Source organism: Xylanibacter ruminicola (assembly GCF_900142525.1).
GTDB classification, from domain to species: domain Bacteria; phylum Bacteroidota; class Bacteroidia; order Bacteroidales; family Bacteroidaceae; genus Prevotella; species Prevotella ruminicola_A.
On record NZ_FRBD01000004.1, the window covers coordinates 197,053 to 221,525 of the forward strand.

16 protein-coding genes, 1 tRNA gene and 1 pseudogene are annotated in these 24,473 nt (G+C 48.7%); 10 read left to right on the plus strand and 8 right to left on the minus strand.

Annotation, left to right across the window (positions count from 1 at the left end):
* Positions 1-186 precede the first annotated feature (186 nt).
* Together BUB86_RS04045 and BUB86_RS04050 are read right to left on the minus strand one after the other, a co-directional pair.
* Complete coding sequence (locus BUB86_RS04045) at positions 187-966, minus strand: CPBP family intramembrane glutamic endopeptidase (protein ID WP_073205840.1); 780 nt, start codon at positions 964-966, stop codon at positions 187-189.
* Positions 963-1,904: a bifunctional riboflavin kinase/FAD synthetase gene (locus tag BUB86_RS04050; RefSeq protein ID WP_073205844.1), complete on the minus strand. Its 942-nt coding sequence runs from the start codon at positions 1,902-1,904 to the stop codon at positions 963-965. Before BUB86_RS04050 ends, BUB86_RS04045 begins: the two co-directional genes overlap by 4 nt.
* Before the next feature lie 132 nt (positions 1,905-2,036).
* Between BUB86_RS04050 and BUB86_RS04055 the strand changes: the two genes are divergently transcribed.
* Positions 2,037-2,113: transfer RNA gene (locus BUB86_RS04055), tRNA-Ile, on the plus strand.
* 143 nt (positions 2,114-2,256) lie between these two features.
* On the opposite strand, the pseudogene BUB86_RS18105 reads toward BUB86_RS04055, so the two are convergent.
* Positions 2,257-2,343 (minus strand): annotated as a pseudogene (locus BUB86_RS18105) (smalltalk protein); the annotation flags it as partial.
* A gap of 122 nt (positions 2,344-2,465) precedes the next feature.
* On the opposite strand from BUB86_RS18105, the gene BUB86_RS04060 reads away from it, so the two are divergent.
* The 4 genes from BUB86_RS04060 to BUB86_RS04075 are packed head-to-tail and all read left to right on the plus strand — an operon-like array spanning position 2,466 to position 9,142.
* The gene (locus BUB86_RS04060) at positions 2,466-5,414 is read left to right on the plus strand and encodes a TonB-dependent receptor plug domain-containing protein (RefSeq protein WP_081373084.1); all 2,949 of its coding nucleotides are present in this window, start codon (positions 2,466-2,468) and stop codon (positions 5,412-5,414) included.
* A gap of 3 nt (positions 5,415-5,417) precedes the next feature.
* Positions 5,418-6,608 carry a DUF4249 domain-containing protein gene (locus tag BUB86_RS04065; RefSeq protein WP_081373085.1) on the plus strand — a complete coding sequence of 397 codons (1,191 nt, stop codon included), beginning with the start codon at positions 5,418-5,420 and terminating at the stop codon, positions 6,606-6,608.
* Between the two features lies 1 nt (position 6,609).
* Entirely contained in the window at positions 6,610-7,866 is a 1,257-nt protein-coding gene (locus BUB86_RS04070) for a hypothetical protein (protein ID WP_073205869.1), read from the plus strand.
* Position 7,867: 1 nt separating this feature from the next.
* Positions 7,868-9,142: a M16 family metallopeptidase gene (locus BUB86_RS04075; protein ID WP_073205872.1), complete on the plus strand. Its 1,275-nt coding sequence runs from the start codon at positions 7,868-7,870 to the stop codon at positions 9,140-9,142.
* Here the strand turns inward: BUB86_RS04075 and BUB86_RS04080 are convergent.
* Genes BUB86_RS04080 through BUB86_RS04090 form a run of 3 tightly spaced genes read right to left on the minus strand, consistent with a single transcriptional unit; the run spans position 9,135 to position 12,098 of the window.
* Positions 9,135-9,632 (minus strand): RNA polymerase sigma factor, encoded by a 498-nt coding sequence (locus BUB86_RS04080; protein ID WP_073205877.1) that lies wholly within the window; start codon positions 9,630-9,632, stop codon positions 9,135-9,137. The genes BUB86_RS04075 and BUB86_RS04080 overlap by 8 nt on opposite strands.
* Positions 9,625-10,629, minus strand: a complete 1,005-nt coding sequence (locus BUB86_RS04085; RefSeq protein WP_073205880.1) for a glycoside hydrolase family 43 protein — start codon at positions 10,627-10,629, stop codon at positions 9,625-9,627. The genes BUB86_RS04080 and BUB86_RS04085 overlap by 8 nt, the downstream gene beginning before the upstream one ends.
* 23 nt (positions 10,630-10,652) lie before the next feature.
* Positions 10,653-12,098 (minus strand): MFS transporter, encoded by a 1,446-nt coding sequence (locus BUB86_RS04090; RefSeq protein ID WP_073205884.1) that lies wholly within the window; start codon positions 12,096-12,098, stop codon positions 10,653-10,655.
* Positions 12,099-12,330: 232 nt separating this feature from the next.
* Here BUB86_RS04090 and BUB86_RS04095 point away from each other — a divergent pair, with 232 nt between their 5' ends.
* The 5 genes from BUB86_RS04095 to BUB86_RS04115 all read left to right on the plus strand — a co-directional run bounded on the left by BUB86_RS04095 (position 12,331) and on the right by BUB86_RS04115 (position 20,033).
* Positions 12,331-14,226: a sialate O-acetylesterase gene (locus tag BUB86_RS04095; protein ID WP_175549400.1), complete on the plus strand. Its 1,896-nt coding sequence runs from the start codon at positions 12,331-12,333 to the stop codon at positions 14,224-14,226.
* Positions 14,227-14,237: 11 nt separating this feature from the next.
* On the plus strand, positions 14,238-15,629 hold the full coding sequence (locus tag BUB86_RS04100; RefSeq protein ID WP_073205891.1) for an MFS transporter: 1,392 nt from the start codon (positions 14,238-14,240) through the stop codon (positions 15,627-15,629).
* Positions 15,630-15,724: 95 nt separating this feature from the next.
* Positions 15,725-17,788, plus strand: coding sequence for a PP2C family protein-serine/threonine phosphatase (locus BUB86_RS16970; protein ID WP_081373087.1), 2,064 nt, complete (start codon positions 15,725-15,727; stop codon positions 17,786-17,788).
* A 24-nt stretch (positions 17,789-17,812) separates the two neighbouring features.
* On the plus strand, positions 17,813-18,349 hold the full coding sequence (locus BUB86_RS04110; RefSeq protein WP_073205894.1) for a hypothetical protein: 537 nt from the start codon (positions 17,813-17,815) through the stop codon (positions 18,347-18,349).
* Positions 18,345-20,033, plus strand: a complete 1,689-nt coding sequence (locus BUB86_RS04115) for a nucleoside kinase (RefSeq protein ID WP_175549403.1) — start codon at positions 18,345-18,347, stop codon at positions 20,031-20,033. The genes BUB86_RS04110 and BUB86_RS04115 overlap by 5 nt, the downstream gene beginning before the upstream one ends.
* Before the next feature lie 3 nt (positions 20,034-20,036).
* Here the strand turns inward: BUB86_RS04115 and BUB86_RS04120 are convergent, their stop codons facing one another.
* Together BUB86_RS04120 and BUB86_RS04125 are read right to left on the minus strand one after the other, a co-directional pair.
* Positions 20,037-22,070 carry an alpha-L-arabinofuranosidase C-terminal domain-containing protein gene (locus BUB86_RS04120; protein WP_073205899.1) on the minus strand — a complete coding sequence of 678 codons (2,034 nt, stop codon included), beginning with the start codon at positions 22,068-22,070 and terminating at the stop codon, positions 20,037-20,039.
* 7 nt (positions 22,071-22,077) lie between these two features.
* Positions 22,078-24,414 (minus strand): beta-L-arabinofuranosidase domain-containing protein, encoded by a 2,337-nt coding sequence (locus BUB86_RS04125; protein ID WP_254795089.1) that lies wholly within the window; start codon positions 24,412-24,414, stop codon positions 22,078-22,080.
* Between the last annotated feature and the right edge of the window lie 59 nt (positions 24,415-24,473).

Here is a 24,473-nt window from a genome sequence, read left to right on the forward strand (position 1 = left end):
TATAATAAAACAAGTAAAACAAAAAACGAAGAAACTGTGAAGTTTCGTTTCTCTCAAATTTTCAGGAAATACTAACGCTGAAGTAAAGGCTGCCTCCGAACGCATCGGGAGCAGCCTTCTTCAATTCTATTCCCCCAATATTTCCCCTCCTGAGGTAGGAGGGGACAGGGGTGGTCTAATCAAGGGCTATGCCTTTTTCATCCTCAAATTCAACTGATAAATCGCCGGCACGAACATCAACAGCGAGCACCCTATCGCCATCATCACGCGGGCATCGCTGCCAAACATCTGCAACAAGGTAATGTCGCCCTTGCTGGCAGGGTCGATAGCCATCATCACATGACCGACACCAAAGGCCACCGAGTTGTTCACCCAGTGCACCATCACGCCAGGCAGAATGCTGCCACTGCGATAATAGAGCCAACCCAGCAGCAGGCCTGCCAGGAAAGCATGCGGCATCTGAGCCGGATTAGCATGTATCAGCGCAAACAGTACAGCCGATATAGTGATACCCACCCAGTGATTCTCGTTCCACTTCAGCAGCTCGCGTAGCACGGCGCCGCGTATGGCCAGCTCCTCTACAAACGGGGCAGCCAGTCCTATCACCACGTAGCCCCATGGATTCTTCATCAGCCCAACAAACAAGTCCTCAGCCCAGTTGGGCAGTTCGGGCATCGACTCCTGTAGCCACTGCGATGGCACCAGCATGCCAATAGAAGCCACGCAACACCAAAGCAGCACCGACCAGGGGCGCGTACGTATCCAATTAGGCGAAACCACGCTCCACTTCAGTTTCAGGAACAATGCGATAACCACGATATCTGTTACCACCGATGCTACTATCAGGCAGGGCACGCTGCTTTGAGGCTCTTCGTGCGTTACAATCTTCCAAACGGCCATCACAATAGCCCCTATCACCATCTGGATGGCGGCGAAAATGATGGTATAAAATAATGCTTTCTTCATTTCATATTGAGTATTTGTTCTACTTGTTTCTTGTCTTCCTCTAGCTGAGCCTTCAGCGTCTCCGGATTGTCAAATCGGCGTTCCTCGCGTATTCTTTCAATAAAGAACACCACTATCTCATGGCCGTACAGGTCGCCCTCAAAGTCAAAAATGTTCACCTCCAGCGTCTGTTTCTTGCCATTAAACGTGGGCCTTGTGCCTATGTTCATCATGCCATTCCTTATAACTCCGTAGCCCAGTATAGCCCTCACTGCATAAACGCCCGATGCTGGTATCAGCTGATTGGGGTCCGAAGGCTCCAGGTTAGCCGTTGGGAATCCCAGTGTGCTTCCTATGTGCTCACCAGGTTTCACTACGCCAAACACGCTATATTCACGCTTGAGTAAAGTTCCAGCAACTCTCACATCACCCTCTTCGGCTAGCAGCCGGCGTATCAGCGATGAGCTCACAGGCTCGTCAAAACCTTCCACCTGCAGCGACGAGCCTTGTAGCACCTCTATACCCATCTCGCGGCCATACTCCACGTAATCATCGAATGTATCTGTGCGGCCGCGGCCAAACCTATTATCGTAGCCTAGTCGCAACAGCTTCACGTTCAGTTTGTCCTTCAATATCTGCTGCATAAAGTCGCGTGCTGACAGCTGTGCCAGTTCCATAGTAAACGGCAGCACAACCAAATAGTCTATGTCACAGTCCGAAAGAAGTAATTCTTTATCCTCCTGCCTGGTAAGCAGCTGCGGCTTATAGTTGGCATCAAACAATTGGCGTGGTTGACGATCGAATGTAATCACCATCGATTTATACCCTGCCTGCTGGGCATCTATTATCATCTGCTGTATGATATGTCGATGGCCTACATGCACCCCATCGAAGACGCCTATGGTAGCTGCGCACTCCGATGGTATACTTATCTGATTAATATCGTATATTTTCTCCATTTGGGGTGCAAAGTTAGCCAAAAATCTGCAATTCTGCCCCGCGATACAAACATTTTTAGTTATTTCCTCTTAAAAATTTGGATATTTAAAGAATTCTGTTTACCTTTGCAGCCGCAAAACGTAAATTGCATCGGACTTGTAGCTCAGTTGGTTAGAGCAACAGACTCATAATCTGGAGGTCCCTGGTTCAAGCCCAGGCTGGTCCACCACGAAGTCTCAAGGTTAAACTTGAGGCTTTTTTGTTTTTAATGATTCCCAAACTCTTTCTCTCCAAACTCAGATGCTATCGGATACACGATGGACATGTGGCGGACATACGATGGACATTTGAGGGACATTTGAGGGACATTTACTAAAATGGCCCGTGTCCCATGCAGCTCGTAGTGCCCAATGCAGCATCAATAGCCGAAGCAATAGCCGCAATCATCTGCACGATAAAATTATAGGTTTCACTCTAAAGTAAAACTTTGTTAAAAATTTCGTTTCTCATACAGTATTTTAGTATTTTTGCATTCTCTATATGTGTACCTGACCATAAAAAGTTAGAGTTTTATTGAAGATATGAAAAAATATTTGTTGGTATTGGTCTGTATGATGGCAATCGTACGGAGTGTTAGGGCGCAGGAATATTTCTCTGCAGCTGCTGACTTTGCCCGACTGTATCAAGGTGTTGTCGAGCCACAGTATCCATTAGGACTGTGGCACGACATGCCTTATTACAAAGGTAGCACCGACTTGTGTAAGGGGCGCGTGAGCTATCATGGCGTGGTTTACGAAAACGTAGAGCTACGTTTCGACCTGTTTGCACAGAGGGTGGTGGTGTTATCGCCCATTGGCAACTACCTCTGTGTGCCCGAAAAGCAGCACATCGACTGGTTTGAGATGGACGGTCACCGATACGTGCACGATCCGGAGGACAGTCTGCGCTTTGCAGCCCTGCTGAGCGATGGCAGCACCAACGGCGTACGCCTGTATCACTGCGAGTGGAAGGACTACAACGGCGAAAAGGTGATTGACGGAAAGATATACCTGAAGACGCTGCTTACCAACGATTACTACACGCTTGTTACTCCCGACGGCGAGATGCATCATGTGAAGCGCGCATCGGATGTGGCCAAGCTGTTTCCCGAACAGAAAAAGCAAATCAAGAGGTTTGCCCGCAAGAATCACCTCTCGTTCATGAAGAGCCATCGCGAGCGCAGTCTGGCCACACTGGCTGGCAGCATCGAGGGCAAGCCGATAGCCGAGAACAAGCCTGCTACAGCTGCACAGCAAGCCACCCCAAGCACCACACAGCCTGCTGCACCCGCCCAACTCATCGACGAGAAGTCGCTCATAGCCGGCATCCCCGTTCTCGACAACGACTCGGTGGCCACATCGGTTACATCGTCGAGAACAAAGGTATATATCGTGCCAGGCGTGAAGAAGGCAAAGGCAAGCATTGCCGACGACCAAGAGCTGGCCGAGATTGTGGTTGTGGGCGGCCGACAGAGTGCCGTGAACAACATGATGATAGGCTCGGAGAAGTTCAAGCCCCAGATACTGAAGAACATCCCATCGGCCTTTGGTGAATCGGACATCATGAAGATAGCCCTCACCCTGCCGGGTGTTACCAGCGTGGGCGAGGCATCGAGCGGATATAATGTGCGCGGCGGTGCTACCGATCAGAACCTGATACTATTTAACGGCGGCACGGTTTACAACCCCTCGCACCTGTTCGGACTATTCACATCGTTCAACTCGGATGCCGTAGAGGATGTGGAGCTGTTCAAGTCGAGCATCCCGGTAGAATACGGCGGCCGCATCAGCAGCGTACTGAAGGTGAACTCGAAAGAGGCCAACATGCAGAAGCTGACGGGCTCGGCCAGCATAGGCGCCCTGACCAGCAAGGCCAATCTGGAGATACCTATCGTGAAGGACCACGTATCGCTGCTACTGAACGGACGAACCACGTATAGCGACTGGATTCTGAAGCAGCTGCCCGAAGATAGTGGCTACAAGAACGGTAATGCCAACTTCTATGATTTCGGTGGCGTGCTGACGTGGAAGATAAACAGCATGCACCGCCTGAAGGTGTTCGGCTATTGGAGCTACGACAAGTTCTCGTTCAGCTCGGACGACAACTACGGCTACAAAAACCGCAACATATCGGCCGAGTGGCGATCGATACTGAACGAAAAGATAACTGCCACATTCTCGGCCGGGCTCGACCACTACGACTATTTTAACGAAGACAGATACGTGCCCTCGATGGCCGCCCGACTGAGTTTCGGCATCGACCAGCTGTGGGCCAAGCTGAATATACGTCACCGCCTGTCGGAAAAAGAGGTGCTTACCTACGGACTCTCAACGCAGCACTACAATGTGCAGGCTGGTAAATACGAGCCCGTGGGCGAAGAGTCGTGCATCACCACCGACCAGCTTGAAAAGGAGAAGGCTCTGGAGAGTGCAGCATATATCGACTACGAGCATCAGTTTAACGAGAAGCTGTCTGTATCAGCCGGACTGCGCTATTCTATGTTCAATGCCCTCGGTCCGCGCAACGTGAACTATTACGACGCCAACGAGTTGCCATCGGAAAAGACGCTGCTGGAAACACGCCACGAATCGGGCATCATCAAAACCTATCACGCCCCCGAAATCCGTCTGTCGGCCAAGTATTTGCTGCAGGACAACCTCTCGCTGAAGGCTGGTTTCAACACCATGCACCAATATATCCACAAAGTGTCGAACACCTTAATTATGTCGCCTACCGACATCTGGAAGCTGTCAGACCTCAACATCAAGCCCCAGACTGGTTGGCAGGCTGCTGCAGGTATCTATCACGAAACAGCCAATAAGAACTACGAGTTCTCGGCTGAGGTGTACTACAAGCACATTAGCGACTACCTGAACTATCGCAGCTCGGCTGTACTCCTGATGAACCACCACCTAGAAACAGACGTCATCTCGACCAAGGGAAAGGCCTACGGTATAGAACTGCAGGCCAAGAAACCACTGGGCAAGCTGAACGGATGGGTGAACTACACCTACTCGCGCTCGTTGCTGAAACAGGATGACAGCCGAGTGGCCATGCCTCTGAACAACGGAGAATGGTATCCAGCCGAATATGACCGGCCGCACGAGGTGAAGGCTGTGCTGAACTACAAGTTTACCGAGAGATACAGTTTCTCGAGCAACTTCAACTACGCCACAGGCCGCCCCACCACGGTGCCTGCCGGCAAATACTACGACACGTATAATCACAGATACATGCCATACTATACCGACCGCAACAAATTCCGCATACCCGACTATATGCGCCTGGACCTTGCGTTCAATATTGAGCCTACCCACAAGCTTACAAGCTTCTTCCACACATCGTTCTCAATAGGTGTATACAACGCCCTTGCACGCAAGAATGCATATACCATCTATTATGTGTCCGACGGGAATAAGATACAGGGTTACAAGCTCTCGGTGTTTGGCACAGCTATCCCTTATGTTTCACTTAACATTCGATTCAACTAAGATATGATGAAACTGAGAAAAACGCTATATACCGCGCTATGCCTCATGGCTGGCTTATGCACGCTGTCGGGCTGTATCGAGGAATTCAATGCCGAAATTCCTTCAGACGAGACCAATCTGCTGGTTGTAGAAGGCTCCATACGCGCTAATGACTATAATACCTTCATTCTGTCGCGTACACAGACATTAGATGATTCGGATGACCGTGTGATTGAAAACAACGCCAGTGTATCCGTTCGCGGCACCGACGGCAGCGAGATTACGGCCTATTTAGTACCATATTCTGATTGTTACGGATGCTGGATCGACGCTCTGAACTCGAATGTGGAGTATTATCTGCATATTGAGGTAGACGGTGAGGTGTACGAATCGGAGCCTCAGAAACCTATGCCAACCGAAGGAATATCAGATGTAGCATGTGTGCAGAACACGCCCGAGAGTGACCTCGACATTCTGGTAACGCCTGAAAGCCCCGACGACCCCAGCACCATTCATTACTACCAGTGGACATACGAGGAAACCTGGGAGGTTCATCCTGACTATACCACCAACATGTATTATGATGTCAATCTGGGAAAGGGCATCTTTAAGATGCACCAGTTTCCTGAGCGCGGATGGATAAACGACACCGGTTCGACCATCATGGTGGGCTCAAGCCGTAATTACGAAAGTCAGCACATTGAGAAACTCAAACTGTACGACATAGATCGCAGCGACGAGCGCGTACATCACCGCTATAGCGGACTGATTCATCAGCGCGCCATCAGCAAGGCTGAGTACGAATACGAGCTGGCTCGCCGTCAGGCTGGCGACGAGATGGGCGGCCTGTTCACACCTATGCCATCGGCCCTGCCCACCAATATCCATTGTCTCACATCGAGCAAGCGCGTGATAGGATATATAGGCTGCTCGCTGAATACGAGCGCATATCGGTTCTTTATCAATGCCGACGATTACAACATCTACTATCCCTACAAACCAGATATGCGCTATTGGGCCATCAACCCCAGCAATGCCCTGTGCTTGCGATTAGTAAACGATGGCATGTACCTGTGTATATGGAAAGACGAGAGACTATCGGGGGGCGAACTGGAAACCGCCTGGGCATACGAATACCAGCTGGATGTAAGATATAGAGGTGCATACATTTATGAGCCGGATTTCTGGAAACTTGAAGAAAACGTAAGTTACTAAAATGAGAAACAAGATATTATCACTGATAGCCGCAATGGTGCTCGCTACAGGAGCCCTTGCAGAGAGTGTAAAGACCGACCGCACATGGTATCTGGCCGGCGAGGCCATGAAAGTGAGCATTACTGCCCACGACGCCACAGTAGCATACGCCGAACTGTGCGACACGTACGGGATGGCTGTTGGCATCGCCATCGATCTCAAAGAGGGATCAGGCGAGGGAGTCATCGAGCTGCCTTCCGATCTGCATAGCGGTTACTACGTGTTGTCGGCCTATACCCGCAACAACGCTAAGGTAGCCAACCAACTGGTAGCCATCGTTAACACACTGCATAAGAGTAAGGAAGACGACATCAAGTGGCTGCCAACCGACAGCTCGTCGTGCGCGATAAGCAACGGGACAGCCGAGCTGATAAGCCAGAAGGGCATAGAGGTTCGTGAAAGCGAAGGCCATATCATCAAAGCCCTGGTTAAGAATGCATATAACGGCAAGACCTTCAAAGGCAATCAGATTCGTCCATCGCTCAGTATCGTGGGCAAGCAGATACACTACTTTGAGGGCGATATGGTAAACGATTCCATCGCCGTGTTCTACACTTACGGCATCCATGGCAAGCAGCCATTGGTACTGTCGGCCATGTCGTACACAGGTGTCAGCCTGCCCATCGAGATGATAAGCCCGTTTGCCACCCTGCTCCCTAAGCAGTTGCCACATCTGGTGTTCCACTACAATCGACATGAGGTAGAAGCCCGCTCGCTCGACATGCAGAAGCATCAGATAGCGATTGCCCCGGCCAAACGCGAACTGCGTTTAGGCGATTTTGCCGACGACACAGCCGAAGAAGGTGTGCCACTGGATTATGATGAGAAAGTGTTCGGCATCAAGCCTGAGCAGACCTATAACCTCGATGAGTACCGACAGTTTTTCACCATCAGAGAGGTGCTGCTTGAATACGTGAAGCACGTCAGAAAAATCAAGAACAACGGTGTAACGCAGCTCATTGTTCGCAAAGAGCAAGAGTTCTATAACACCTCACTGCCTACGCTGGTACTGATTGACGGTATGCCCGTAACCGATGTAGAGCGACTGCTGAGGTATGATGCCCGTCGTATTCACTATATCAATATCTATGGTGGTCAGTACACGTTTGGCAATGGTGTTTACAATGGCATACTGTCGTTTATCACACGCTCAGGACGACTCACAAACTATCCCACCGAGCCCAACGTGCAATATCTGGTATACAATTTCCCTGAATAATATGACTAACTACAATACATATACACTCCAGAATGGACTCAGAATTATTCATAAGCCTTCGGTGGCGCAGGTGGTGTACTGCGGCTATCAGATAGCAGCGGGCACACGCGACGAGCTGTCTGGCGAAGAGGGTATGGCCCACTTCTGCGAGCACATGACGTTTAAAGGCACTCGCACCCGCAATGCCCTCCAGATCATAAACGGTCTGGAGCAGCTGGGAGGCGACCTGAACGCATTTACCAACAAGGAGGACACCACCTTCTATGCCGCCATCCAGAAGGAGCATATAGCCAAGGCGGTAAGTCTGCTCACCGACATCGTGTTTAACAGCACCTATCCACAGCATGAAATCGACAAGGAGGTTGAAGTGATATGCGACGAGATAGAGAGCTACAACGACTCACCAGCCGAACTGATATACGATGAGTTCGAGAACATGCTGTTTGAAGGTCATCCGCTGGGCCACAACATCCTAGGTCAGGCCGAGCAGCTACGCACCTTCAAGACCGAGGATGCCCTGCGTTTCGTGCGACGTAACTATCTGCCCGAAAAGGCTGTGTTCTTTATCTATGGTAATGTTAGCTTTAAATGGGTGGTGAAGCAACTGGAAAAAGAGTTTAAACAGAGTTCGGGTGCATTTGCAATGCCGAGCGGCAATCCCCTCGGCATTGCAAATGCCGATATTACCTCCAGCCTAATTACAAATTCGGCTGAACAAGGGGGAGCAGCTGAACAAATCATTAAAGAAATCGGCTCGCACCAGGCACATGTCATGATCGGAACCAAGGGTTACGACATCCACCACCCCATGCGCATACCTCTGTATCTGCTTAATAACATACTGGGCGGCCCAAGCATGAACGCCCGACTGAACCTGGCTCTACGTGAACGCAACGGACTGGTATACACCGTTGAGAGCACCATGGTGAGCTACAGCGATACCGGCATGTGGAGCATCTACTTTGGCTGCGACCCACACGACGTGAACAAATGTCTGCGACTGGTACGTCGTGAGCTCGACAAGGTGATGCAGAAACCACTGAGTGCCCATGCACTACGAACAGCCAAACAGCAGCTGAAAGGTCAGATTGCCATCGCATGCGATAACCGAGAGCAGTTTGCACTCGACTTCGGAAAGAGCTATCTGCACTACGGCTGGGAGAAAAACGTAGACAAGCTGTTTGAAAGCATCGACAAGGTGACTGCCGGCGACATACAAAAAGTAGCAAACGAGCTGTTTGCCACCGACAAATTGAAAGTGCTGATTTTCAGATAGCTTGCAGATAACTCCTTACCACCTTGCGGGCTGTGCCCAGGCGATACTCAACACTCTTGTAGTTATCGCCCAGAAAGTCGGATATCTCGCTTACCTTCATGCCATCGTAGATGTGCAGGCGATAAACCTCACGGAAGTTCTCGGGCAAACGAGCCAATCCCTGTTCCATCTGCTCAATCACCTCATGCATGGAATAAACCGAATCGGCCGAAAGCTCATCACTACAAACCTTACGGATGTAATGCTCGTAATCGTTGGCATTGGCAAGACGACGATTGATATCGAATATGATGTTGCGGGCTGTGGTATACACCAAAGCAGGCAGTGTGACCTCTGAAATAAGTTTGGTGGATGTGAGCAGACGCAGAAAAACGTTTTGTACCACGTCTTCTGCCTCTGCTCGTCCACTCAGGCGAGCACTTACATAATTAAGCAACTCGCCGCGGTGAGTAATGTAATAGTTGGTTATTAGGTCTAAATCTTTATTCATTCACAACCTTTTGAATCGTTCCATCCTCGTTATAGAACAGGCGCTGAACCTTAAGTGAACGCAGATGGGTGATATCATTCGAAGGAACGCAATCATGATAGAACAAGAACCACTCGCCCTTATACTGTACGATAGAGTGATGGGTAGTCCAACCTACTACAGGATCAAGGATAACACCCTGATAGGTGAATGGTCCGTATGGGTTATCGCCGATAGCATAGCAAAGCATATGGCTGTCGCCGGTAGAATAGCTGAAGTAATACTTGCCGTTATACTTGTGCATCCACGAAGCCTCGAAGAAACGATGAGGATCGCCAGCCTTCAGTGGCTGTCCGTCCTTATCAAGAACTACCACGCTACGTGGAGCCTCAGCAAACTGCAACACATCGTCGCTCATCTTAACAACAAAGCTCGACAATGCAGGCACATCGGCAGGAGCAAAGAGCTGAGTCTTCTTATCGGCAGCAGGTCCAAGGTCAACACCGCCCTCTTTCAGAAGCTTCTCTGGAGCCTGGTACCACTGTAACTGACCGCCCCACAGACCACCGAAGTAGCAGTATATCTGGCCGTCCTCATCCTTAAACACGCTAGGGTCAATAGAGAACGAGCCACGGATGGGGTGCTCCTGAGGCACGAATGGGCCCTCGGGCTTATCGGCGATAGCCACACCAAGGTGGAACACGCCGTTATAATCCTTAGCCGAGAAGATAAGATAGTACTTACCATCCTTCTCAACTACATCGTTATCCCACATCTGCTTCTCAGCCCACTTCACCTGGTCTACATGCAGAATCATACCATGATCGGTAATCTCACCGTTCTCAACATCCTCCATCGAGATAACGTGATAGTCTTTCATCTGGAAGTGACCACCATCATCATCGAAGGCAGCACCTGCCTCCCAGTCGTGCGAGGGATAAACATAAAGTTTGCCGTTAAACACATTAGCAGATGGATCTGCATAATAATCTTTGGGATAAAGATAACGTGGTTTCATATAACAAATTTCCTTTTTAGATATTAAACATTATTCTGGTTAGCAAACCTGCGGCGCGCTGCCAGCTCGGCCTGCATATTCTCATTATATTCTTTAGTAATAGGATAGTAATGCAGAGCAACCACCCCAACCATGAACAGTACAGCAGGCACAATGCTCGAAACAAGTCGGATACCCATCATGGCACTCTCGTTCTGGATAGTGGCCTCGCCACCTGATACATAACCGAACATAGAGATAAAGATACCCGCAATAGCTCCACCAAAGCCTAGACCCAGCTTAAGAGCCAAAACGATACCCGAGAAACAGAAACCCGTAGCACGACGATGATTCTCGTATTCTATATGGTCGGCCACATCGCCTATCATAGCCCATAACAACGGTATGGTAGGAGCGTAAGCCAGCGATCTTAGGAAGTTAATCAGGAAAAGCAGTCCCACGTCGGTAGGCTCCGGAATGCAGAACAGAGCAGTTAGGAAGGCAGTCATAGAGAGACATACCTTGAATGTATTGCGCTTGCCAAACTTATTGGCCAGATACTGCGAGAAGCAGATAACACCCACAAACTGCACGATAGCACCCATCATATTGAATACCGAGAAGCCTACAGAATAGGCATTATCGGGATGAAGCGTCATAAAATGTGACAGAAAATCGTAAAGCGACTTCTGATCAACATTATACTGGAAATAGAAGTTCATGGCCGATCCCCACATAGCTAATGTAACAAACAGTGAGAATGTAAGCAATGCCATCGAGTTCCACGATACGCTAGAGAATGTATTCTTGATATCCTCGCGCACGCTTATCTGCTGGCGTGGAGGCGGCTGTATGCGTTCTTTGGTTACAGCAAACGTTATAATAAAGAATATAAATGCTATGCATGCAAAGATGGCAATGGTACAAGTCCAGCCGTGCTGCAAGGTACTATCCTCGGAGAAATGATTGACCATAGGCAGCGTTAAGCCCTGAACAACAAACTGAACTATGGTAACGACAACAAACCTGACGGTGGTGATACTGGTGCGCTCGCGTATATCACTCGTCATCACACCGCCCAAAGAAGTATAAGGAATGTTATTGAACGAATAAGCCGTCATCAGAAGCACATAGCTGGCTGTGGCATACATAGCTACATGCGACTTTTCATGAATCCCAGGATTATAGAAGGCCAGTACATAGAACAAGCAGAACGGGATGACAGTCCAAAGCATCCAAGGACGGAACTTTCCCCATCTGGTATGAGTACGATCAGTAAGCAGGCCTATGCTAGGATCAACAATGATGGCCGACAAACTGGCTATCATCAATATCGAACCAGCAATCGCACCATTGAGTCCAAACACATCTGTATAAAACTTCAGTTGGAATATCATCATCATTTGGAACACAAGGTTTGCGGCGGCATCTCCTAACGAGTAGCCCACCTTTTCGCCTAATGAAACCTGCTGTGATGCAAACTTATTCATATACTGTTGTGTAAAAAACTGCTGCAAAGGTAGTGAAAAAATAACCATCCGACATTCTAAATTGTTACAGATGCTTTTCAAAATGTGTCATTGGGCAAGAAAATGGGTATTTTTGACATGTTCAACAAAGATTTTTGTTACTTTTGCAACATCAAAGCAACATTTTATGAAGAAATTATTATTTTTTTGCGCAACATTGTTTTGCCTTACTACTGCCGATGCAAAAATATCTATGCCCCAACTTTTCCAGTCGGGCATGGTTATGCAGCGCGGCAAAGCCATCCCTATATGGGGTAAAGCTGATGCAGGCGAGGCTGTAACCATACGATTCAATAAAAAGGAACACACCACCACGGCCGATGCCAACGGAAAATGGAGAATTGACCTCCCCAAGATGAAAGCAGGTGGTCCTTATAAACTAGAGGTGAGAGGTAAGAATGGAGAAGTGAGAGAAATCTCTGATATATTAATCGGTGACGTATGGCTATTGTCGGGCCAGTCGAACATCGATGTACATATTGAGCGTGTATATCCACAATATACTACCGAGATTGATAACTACGAGAACTCCAACATTCGTTTGTTCCGCGTACAGAACGAGACAAGCACGCATGGCGTGAAAGACGACATACGCCCCACCAGTATCAACTGGAAACCACTGAACAAGCAGAATGCATGGCCATTCTCAGCCGTTGGATACTTCCTGGGCAAAAAGATGTTCGAGAAAAACAAGGTAGCACAGGGCATCATCGTTAACAGCTGGGGAGGCACGCCCATTGAGGCTTGGATTAGCGAAGATTCGCTTAAGGCCGACTATCCCATGCTGATAAAGAAGACACAGATGTACCAGAGCGATGACTACATACGAGCCCAAATGCAAGCCAATGGTGCCGCTAATCGTCAATGGGATGCCATTTTGAATCAGAACGACCCTGGATATGCTGATGCAGCATGCGACGACAGCCAATGGACCACGATAAACCAAAACAACTGGGCATGGCGAGGCACAGGCAGCGTTTGGCTGCGCCAACATATAAATATAGATAAGGAACACGCGGGTAAACCTGCACGATTGTTACTTGGCACCCTATTCGACCAAGATATTACTTATCTTAATGGCAAGGAGATAGGACACACCTATTATCAGTATCCTCCACGCCGATATGATATACCTGAAGGCATGCTGCACGAGGGCGACAACGTGATAGCCGTAAGATTCATCAACAAATACGGTGCCGTTCACTTCATCCCCCAGAAGCCATATATGCTTTGCTTCGGCGACGACCGCATGTCGCAGAATCCCATGCCAAAAGATGTTATTCCCTTGGATGCGAATTGGAAGATGCACGTTGGTGCCGAGATGCCACAATGTCCAGGAGGTGATGTGTCGCTACAGAATCTGCCCACCACACTCTATAATGCAGTACTCTACCCGTTGGCACCCTATGCCATCAACGGAGTTGTGTGGTATCAGGGAGAATCAAACACAGGCAATCCCGCTCCATACGCCGACTATCTGAAGAAACTTCTGGGGTGCTGGCGTGATCGCTGGAACGACCAGCAGATGCCATTTGTCATAGTACAGTTGGCTAACTACGACGGACGCCAGCAGACAGCCTTTCCAAGACCGATAACAGCACAGCCAGAGCCTGTAAATAGCGGTTGGGCACAATTGCGCGAAGCACAGCGCACTGTAGCCAAAGCCGACGCAAGAGCCGAACTGGCAGTTATTAATGATTTGGGCGAGACCGTCGACATACATCCACTACGTAAGAAAGAAGTTTCCGAGCGCATCAGTCTTTGTTTCGATCGTCTATTATATAATAATAAGGTGAAATTATCGCCCGAGGTTGTATCAACTGAGGTTAAAGACAACGAGATAATACTTACCCTCGACCAGCCCATACAGTCGGGCAAGATTGAAACAATAGAGGTAGCAGGCACAGATGGCAAGTTTGTTAATGCAACAGCCACTGCCGAAGGAAACAGAATAACTATCCTCTCACCTCTAACTTCTCCGCTCTCACCTCTAAGCATCCGCTATGCTTGGAAAGACAACCCCCTGCAGGCAAACATCCGCTCACTAAGCGGTCTGCCCATGAGTTCATTCGAAATAACAATTAAATAACAATAGTAATTATGAGTACAACTAATGAAACCAAAGGCTTCTACAAGCTCTCATGGCTCCAGCGCATCGGCTTTGGCTCGGGCGACCTGGCGCAGAATCTGATTTTCCAGACGGTAGCATGCTACCTGATGATTTACCTCACAACAGTCTTGAAACTGAACCCGGCTTTTGTCAGCGGATTGATTCTTGCCGTTCGACTCATCGACTGTTTCTGGAGTCCAGTAGTAGGACGATATATTGATAACCGCAATCCCAAGCTAGGTAAGTACCGCTCTTACCTGCTGTATGGAGGTATTCCCCTTACAGTTGCAGCCTGCTTACTGATGCTTCCTCAGGTAGCCACTTGGTCAATGAGCCTGAAGATAGCCTATGCCACCATCAGCTATACCGTACTGAGCATGATCTATTCAGTAGTCAACATACCTTACGGCTCGATTATGGCCAGTATGACTCGCGATAACGATGAAGTTCTGATTCTTACTTCAACACGTATGGTATGCGCCAACATTGGTCAGATTGTTGTTCAGGCCGGCTTCCCCATCGGACTCGCCATGTGTGTACATGCAGCTATCGACTGGAATCAGGCCACATTTATGGCTATCGGTACCATCCCTGCATTCGTCATCCTTCCTGCTATGCCTATGCTGAAGAGACTGTTGGGCAAAAAAGGCCTTTATTATACACTTCTCTGCATTGGATTGGTTGGATTTGCCATCTTATTCACCATTGGTAAATTCTTTGATGTAGCAGATAATAATGCACTTGTTCAGACTGCAAAGGTTATGACTGGTGTCGGTCTTCTTGTAGGTTCTCTGATGTGGGCATTGGTACCTGAGGTTATCACCGAGGCTGAGTACCGTACAGGCAACCGTCCCGCAGCTACTGTCAATGCCCTTGCCGGTGTTGCTTTCAAGGCAGGTTTCTCAATTGCAGGTTGGATTACACCATTGGTAATGGGTATGATCGGCTTTAACTTTGCCAGCGAAGAGTCTGCACTACCTATCGAGCCAAGTGCTTGGTTTACGGTTACATGTGTATTCGCACTCGTAGGTTTTGTTCTCCTGATGCTTTGCTTCATGGGTAGCAAGGAGAATATCACCACCACCCCCGAAAAGCCTGTATCATTCGGCGAGATGTGGCAGGAGTTCAAGGCCAACAAGTGTCTCCAGCTGGTACTCAGCATCTTTGTTGTAGTATTCCTGGCATCATTCATCAGCGCTCCTGTAAATGCCTATTATACCAAGTTGGCCAACTATTCTGAGACCGCACAGAATGCAATTCTGCTGTTCACCACCATTATCCCCGCCATTCTTCTTATCATTGTAGGTTACCTTATTTATAAGTATCCTCTTACTGATGAGAGGCTTGATGAAATCAATCGTGAGATTGAGGCTCGCGGATAAAAGAGCAATTTTACGCAATATTTTGATAGAATAACTTGCAAGTTTCAAACTTTTTCCGTATCTTTGCCCACAAGAAATAATAATCGGGCAAAAGAATGAGCCAAAGAGCTATTAGACTACTAGCTTGTTTCTCATTGGTTATCATGCTTATAGTAGCATGCGGCGAACGGAAAGAGACAAGACTTGAGAAAAATACAGCCGACGGATTAGTCCTTAATGCTTACAAGCAGAAGGACTATCCGTTGTTGTTGGCTTTGGCCGATAGTCTGGAAAAGATAGGAGCGCTCTCTCCTGTAAAATCGTACTATTGGCGCGGCTATGCCAGCGATCATATGGGCAAGAAGCGTGCGGCAGAGTATTATTGGAAGAAATCAGGTAGTTCTATAACCGACTTCAAGAATCCGGAAGAGGTAGAATACTACGCCAAGTCAGCAAGCCGTTTAGCAAACCTTAAATGCGTGAAGGGCGACTATGAAGGAACACTGCAGTTTGCCATCCCTGTTGTTGAGAAACTGGAAGAGCTACACTGCGATACCACAAGCGATTACATCAACCTGTTGATATTCATAGGTTGCGGTCAGTCGCGCTTTGCCAATTTAGGCGAGGGTAACACCAACATCTTTGAACGTGCATATACAAAACATCTTGAGCACTTAAAGAACAATCCGTCGCAGGACGAATATAAATCAGCAATTGCAGGTATTGTCAATATTGCCTACAACTGCCTCACCATCCACCAATATGAAAAGACAGTGTATTGGTGCAAACGCTATGAAGAGCTATTAGACAAATACGAACAGCTTCCTGGTGCCAGTAGTTCTTATCTTGATAAGCAGCGAGCCCGCCAGAACATTTACAGTGCCACCGCATTGGCCAACCTCGACCAAGAGTTAGATGCGTACATTGCTTACAGCGAATTCAAAAAGACAGAGTTCAGCAAGAGTATAGAGGGTATATATGATGAAGGCGAATATCTGATTGATACAGAGAAATGGAGCGAGGCAGCCGACTGTTTTCAGCATCTTAACAAGTTGTTAGACCTCTACCATATGGAGTTTACATTCGACAATATTCAGAACTTTCTACTGAAGAAATACGAAGCCAACCGTATGGCAGGCCGCAAAGACACGGTTTATGCTGTGAGCACTTATATATGCGACTCGCTGAGTGCAGCTATCGACAGATATAAACATGAAGATGCGGCTGAGTTGGCCACCATATACGATACGCAGAAGAAAGAAAGTAAGATTGCCGAGCAGAAGGCATCCATGCTTCGCGAGCGCCAATTAGCTGCTCTGATAACTATCATACTCATATCAGCATTCTTCATTGCCTACATGCTCTACAAGCACAAATCTACCATCAAGCTTACCAAAGCTCACGAAGAACTGAAGGAGGCCTACAACCAACTTGAAGAGACAACATCGGCAAAGGAGAAGATTGAGAGCGAACTACGTATTGCCCGCCACATCCAGGAGTCTATTGTGCCCAACGAATTCCCACAGCGTGACGACTTTGAGCTTTATGCCTCTATGACTCCGGCCAAGGAAGTGGGTGGCGATTTATACGACTACTTGATTATCGGTGATTATCTGCACTTCTGCGTGGGCGACGTTTCAGGCAAGGGAGTGCCCTCGGCCTTGTTCATGGCACAGGCAATACGACTGTTCCGCGCCATGGCTAAGCGTGGCTACACGCCTGTAAAGATTGCCACCGAACTGAATGCCGAGCTGGTGGAGCACAATGACGATGGTATGTTCGTAACCATGTTCATTGGTATGGTACACCTGCCAACAGGAAAGCTCGACTTCTGTAATGCCGGTCATAATCCTCCTGTTTTGGGCAACGGTAACGAGAGTAAGTTTATCCCAATGGAATCTAATGCTCCTATCGGACTATGGGAAGGACTCCAGTTTACTGGCGAGGTCATAGAAGACATCCGCGGCCGACTGCTGTTTGTATATACCGACGGACTGAATGAAGCCGAGAATCCCCAGCAAGTTCAGTTTGGTGATGAGAAACTGCTTGACATTGTTAAGCGCACTAGCCAGATGAGTCCACGTGATGTGATAAAGACAATGAAGAGCGAGGTTAAGCACCATCGTAACGGCGCCGATCCTAACGACGACCTCAGCATGCTCTGCCTGCGCATAAAATAAATACTTTACTTTTTATATAACTGTATGATAAACGTTAAACACCTGTCGTTGCTACTTGTTATGGCCTTTACTGCCGTAACAATCAGTGCACAGGAACTTATTAAGAATGGTGATTTTGAACTAAACCCAAGAGTACAGCGCGGTACCAGCGCCACCACAGGCTGGGATAGCCGCAAGCCAGTAGTCGTTACACATGTTGATCCCATAAGTGCCAACAATCCCCACTATGCCGTTATTTGCTGCGATACACTCTATAACAGTGGTGTCGACGGCATAGATGTGGCCGAGGGTACTAAATACGACCTGTCGATAGCTCTGAGAAACATCCCTGCTGTCAAGGCCGAAAACCGCACTGAAGGCAACAAACTGGTCATCGTACAGTTAATTGACGAGCAATGCAAGCCCATTGCCGAGACAACCATCAGAGTTGAAGGCCAAGGATGGCAACAGTTCGACAGACAGTTCGCAGCCATCGCCACATGCAGCAAAGCCCGTCTGGCCATTATCGGCATTGGCTGTGCCAAGATTGCCATCGACAAAGTAAGTCTCAAGAAACATTAATACCATGTTACAAATTCGCTGTAAAAACAACAACGTTACAAAGAGTTTTCCAGAGGGCACATCGCTGGTAGATGTCTATCAGGAGTTTGCCCCCGATCTTAATATGACCTTCCCTGTGGTGTCGGCCAAGGTTAACAATGCCTCACAGGGACTCAAATTCCGTTTGTATCAGAATCGCGACGTCGAGTTTATCGATGCCCGCGATGGCTCAGGCCGCCGAGTATATGTTCGCTCACTGTGTTTCGTGCTCTACAAGGCTTCTTGCGATGTTTTCCCTGGCAGCAAGCTGTTTATCGAGCACCCGCTGTCAGGCGGATACTATTGCAACTTCAAGAAGCGCGGCAATGAGCCACTTACCGACAATGATATTGAGCGCATCTGCCAACGCATGCAGGAAATCATAGTCCAGGATATGCCTTTCCGCCGCACCGAGGCTACTACCGAAGAGGCCGTACGTGTGTTCAGCGAACGTGGCTTCTCTGATAAGGTCAAGCTGATTGAGACCAGCGGACAGATATATACCGATTACTATATGCTGGGCGATACTGTCGACTATTATTATGGTCCGCTTGTGCCCTCGGCTGGCTATCTGAAAGTATGGGGACTTGAGCGTCTGAACGATGGTTTGCTGCTACGTGTACCCGACAAGAACAACCCACTGAAACTATCAGAGAGGGTAAACATGCCTCGTACCTTCGAGATGTTTGCCGAAAAGGTACGTTGGGACATCATCATGCGCCTTTCGAATGCAGGCGATGTAAACAAAGCCATACTTCGAGGCCATGCATCTGAACTGATTCAGGTGAGCGAGGCTCTACAGGAAAAGAAAATCGTAAAGATTGCCGAAGAGATCGACCGCCGATTCCACGACGAGGAGAATCCCATCCGATTGGTACTCATCACCGGTCCTTCAAGTTCTGGCAAGTCAACCTTCTGCAAGCGTCTGTCGGTACAATTACTGGCCTGCGGACTGCGACCCTACTCATTCTCAACCGACGATTACTTTGTAAATCGTATCGACACTCCCAAGTTGCCCAATGGCCAGTACGACTTTGACAATATCGAAACCGTCGACTATAAGTTGTTAGGCGAGCATCTGGAGCGATTGATGAAGGGTGAAGTAGTAGAAGTGCCCGAGTATAACTTTGTGACCGGCAAACGTGAGTGGAACGGCAAGAAGTTCAAACTCAGCAACGACAGTGTACTCATCATCGAAGGCATCCACGCCCTGAACCCGCTGCTCACCAGCCAGATTGACAACTCTAAGAAATACAAGATCTATATCTCAGCCCTTACCAGCATCTCGCTCGACGACCACAACTGGATTCCCACACAGGACAACCGATTGTTACGTCGTATCATCCGCGATTACAACAAAGGCGCCTTCTCTGCCCGTGAAACCATCAGTCAGTGGAAGAGTGTTTGCGAGGCCGAGGACCAATGGATCTTCCCCTTCCAGGAGACGGCCGATGTCATGTTCAACTCGGCTCTTAACATCGAATTTGCCGTACTGCGCACCCATGCCGAGCTTATCTTGTCGTCAGTACAGAAGAACTGTCCCGAGTATTCCGAAGCCCACAGATTACTGAAGTTCCTGCGCTATTTTATCCCCATCAGCGATAAAGAAATACCGCCCACGAGCATCATGAGAGAGTTCGTAGGCGGCAGTAGCTTCAAGTACTGATAATTATAGCGAGTACTCAAACATAACCATAGAATAAGGTTCCAGAGTGAGGTTGAACTTCTTCTGGGCCTTAATTGTTTCTTTCTTTGGAGCGATGGGCTGAGCATCGTAGTTATTCTCGTCGTTAGGCTGACCAGCGAGAACTGTCTTAACAGCAGCCTTCTTCAAACCAAAGCGACTCAGGTTCACCTTGGCCTCCTTAGCCTTGTCAGAAGCATTTACCAGCTTAACATAGAGCTTACGGGTCTTGGCATTCAGCACAACACTCTGTCCCTGCAGGAAGCCGCTTTCCTGTCCTTCGGGCAGTCCCTTCCATCGTGGGGCTACATCAGGATTCTCAATATTAACACAGTCGCCATAGTAATACTGACCTGCACTCTGTCCAAACATCTGCTGAACATAATAACTGCATGTGAGGAAAGGACGCTCGTTGTCGAAGTAGATCAAATCTGGATTCCAGTTGGTTGCATTCTTCTTTGCGAAGAGAGGTGCATAAGAGGTCATAGACACTACATCGCCGTTTCGCTCAACATGAAGCAGATACAAACCCTCGGCCAGTGCATCAATCAGTTTCTTGTCCTTAGCAGCATACTCACCCAGATAAACCTTGGTCTTGCGATCACGTGGGTAGTAATCATACTGGCGTGAAGAGAGGAAGTAGTCGCGTGGCTCATAGTAGTGCTCATCGATAACTGGCATAGCAGTCTCATCTGCCAGCTTCCATCCATTCTCCAGATCAGGGTTGCCAGGATGAGAACCAGGACCAGCTGTACCTACGATGACAATCTCAGGATGAGCCTTGGTTACGCGATCATAGATATACTTGAAACGCTCTGCAAACTCTGGAGATATACGCTCCTCGTTACCAAGTCCAAGGTATTTGAGGTTGAATGGTTTGGGATGACCAGCATCGGCACGCATCTTAGCCCACTTGTTGGTAGCAGGATCGCCATTGGCCCACTCAATCAGGTCGATAGCCTCGTCAACCCACTCGTCCATCTCGCTCATAGGCACCACATCCTGAGCCTGATTCTTCATGCCCCAACCACCATTGGCGCCCTGACAGCTAACACCACAAGGCAGGATTGGCAGAGGCTCCATACCAGCATCTTCACAGAACTGGAAGTACTCGAAATAGCCGAGACCTACACTCTGATGATAACCCCAAGTGTTTTTAATCTGACGGCGCTGCTCCTTCGGACCGATAGTGGTCTTCCAACGATAGGTATTCCAGAAACCGTCGCCACCACCATGGACTACGCAACCACCAGGAAAGCGCATGAACTTTGGCTGGAGGTCGACCAATGCCTGAGCCAGATCCTTACGCAGGCCGTGGCCCTTATAGGTATCTTCGGGTATCAGAGACACAACGTCTACATCCATATCACCAGGAGTGAGAACTAACATCTGCAGAGCAGCCTTCTTACTGTCAGCAGTAGATGTGAACACAGCCTCATACTTGGTCCAATCCTTATTGCTTACTCTGATAGTGGTCTCGGCCAACAGTTTAGGATCCTTGGGTGGCCATCCTGGCTGTGGCTCAACCAGCACGATACGTACATTCTTGGCATCACCACTCACATTGCGCATAAATACAGAGAAGTTGTACTTCTCGCCTGCCTTTACTGAGATACCGCTGAAACCGTCGTTCTGAATACCAAAGCCAGTCCAACCAGTGTAGTCGTAATACTGCTTGGCACGCTCAGTATGCAGACGCATATAGGTTGCATTGTTAGCATGAACAGGATTATCCATACGTGGCTCAATCCATCCAGTAGAGTGGCCTGGGCGGATCATCTTCCAGGCGGTACCTGGGCCCCAACCGTCTTTCTCAACAGGACTATACTCGAACGAGCCGTTCTGTAATAACTCGGCATAGAGTCCACCATCGGCCGAGCTGCTGATGTCCTCGAAGAAAATGCCAATCAATTCGTCGCTGATAGCCTTACCGCCTATTGGGGCTTTCATTGGCTTTTGGGCATTCATACCCATCGTGGCTGCCACGAGGACAGCACTAAGCATTGTTCGTTTGTACATAGTTTATTTATTGATTGTTACTAATGAGTCTCACTTCGTAAATCTCGCCAACCTGCTTGTGGGGCTTGGCTACGAACTTGATGCGTACCTGCTTCTTACCCTTCAGCAGCTCAGCTGGGATGGGATACTCCTCGAACTTGAACTGCGAGGTGCGATACTTGCCCACAAGGTTAACCGTTGTCACCAGTGCATCATCTACAAAGATGTCGAACTCTGGGTTCTTCCAGTCGCCTACGCCCCAATACTTCAGACGCAGACTCAAATTGGTCTTTCCGCCAGTCTGCATCAGATAGCTGAAGTAATGACCATCGCGAGCATCACGGAAGAATACGTCGTTGGTGTTTCCTACCGTCGAGTTGTCGGTCTCCATAAAGTGGTCGCTCTCAGGCTGCTGTTCGCCTGGCTGAACCTTATCGGTGGTGCGAGCCTCGAGAGCCTGTCGCTCCTGTTCCTGCTTGGCCAGGTTATCAAGATAGCCCTTATAGCTATCCTCAGAGAGGGCCAGCCAATACATCATATAGCGTGAATCATGAAGCTCAAAGAATGGCATCAGCTCGTTTCTAATTTCGTTTACCATCTTGGTAGATAGTGTGAAGTGCAGAGGCTTACCAGCTACGGGCTGCAACTGATTGGCAATGCTCTCGATATCGTTATTAATTAAGATAGGTGCCTGGTCGATAGGCAGTTTCTTACCAACAGCCAACTGTCCGAATCGGCTGTCATCAGCTATCAGCATAGCCAGATCCTCAGTACCTGTCTTCATGGCCAGCATGATAGGACCATGCATCAAGGCAATATACTGCGAAAGGTTAGGCATGTATCTCACACTGTTATGCATGGGGAACTGAATATCAACCACATCACCCTTCTTCCACTGGCGGTCGATGGTGACATACGACGAAGGGCCAGTAACGATGCTGACGGGTTTTCCATTCACCTTTACCTCGAACTTTCCTGGCTTTACCCAACCTGGATAACGAACCTGAAGAGCAAACTTACCCTTGCCTTGAGTAATAGTGATGCGACTTGACTCGCTATAAGGGAAGCCTGTTTCCTGACGAAGTTGGATACCCTTGGCCTTCCAGTTCAACTCTGAAGCCACAAAGAGATTCACAAACAGGGCATCGCCATTGTGGGTATATACAAACTGACCATATTTGCCATGATTCTCCATACCTGTACCCACGCAGCACCACATGGCCTCGTTTGGCGCAGAGTAGTTGCGATAATGACGGGGACGAGCTGAGGTGAAGTAAACATAGCCTCCATGCTCAGGATGCTGGGTTGACAGGATATGATTAAAAGTAGCCAACTCGTAGAAATCGGCAAAACGAGCCTCAGGGTTACGACGATGCAGATCCTCAGTCAGCTTCAGCATATTATTGGTGTTACAGCTTTCTGGACCATCGATATCCTGAACAAAGTCCTGACAAGCCTCCTTGCTGGGGAAGTGTTCGCGACGGCTATTACCACCAAAGGCCAACGAACGCTCGCCAGTAACAATCTCCCAGAAGTAAGCACCTGCAGTATGATAGGCCTCATCACCACCCAATTCTGCAATGCGCTCGAAACCAATCACCTTGGGCACCTGGGTGTTAGCATGCATGTTGTCCAGACAATCGCGACGCTGCATCAGCGGGTTGAGCAATCGGCGATGTGAGAACCTGCGGGCCACATCCAAGTATTTCTGCTCGCCTGTGATGGCATAAGCATCAGCCAGCACCTCGTTCATGCCTCCATGCTCAGTGTCGAGCACACGCTCCATCTGAGCATCGGTAAGTCCTGCTGTCAGGTCGATAGCCCAATCGCAGAATCCCAGGAAGAGCTGCTTGGCCTGTTCGTTGCCACAATACACCCAGGCATCGCGCAGTCCGGCATACATCTTGTGTATATTATAGAAAGGTACCCACGCGCTATAGTAGGCTCCAAAGTCACCCTTCTTGAAGTTACCCCACACACGATCACTACCAGGCACGCCACCTACATAGCCTTTTCCCCATGCAGGATGGTTTTTGGCATTGGCATCGGCACAGGCCTGCAATTCGCTGATAAAATATTCCATTCGCTGGCGGCATTCCTCGCTACCAGTAGCAGCATTGATAGCCATAGCCGTGAGATAGTGTCCACCCACATGTCCATCCAAGCCATCCCAGTTAGGATACGATTTGCCTTTAGGTGTTAGTCCTGCTTCCTTCAGATAAGGCGCCAACAAGCGGTCGCAATCATACTTGAGTAGCGTACTGATATTCAAGTCGCGAGCCTTCTTTAACGGCCCGTCAAGCAGAGTTACATCTCCCAAAGGGAATTCATCGGCATAGAGTCTGTCTTGCGCTTGGACACTCATTGCGGCCACCGCAAGCATTACTGTTAGAATTGATCGTTTGTTCATACTCAGGTTTCAAA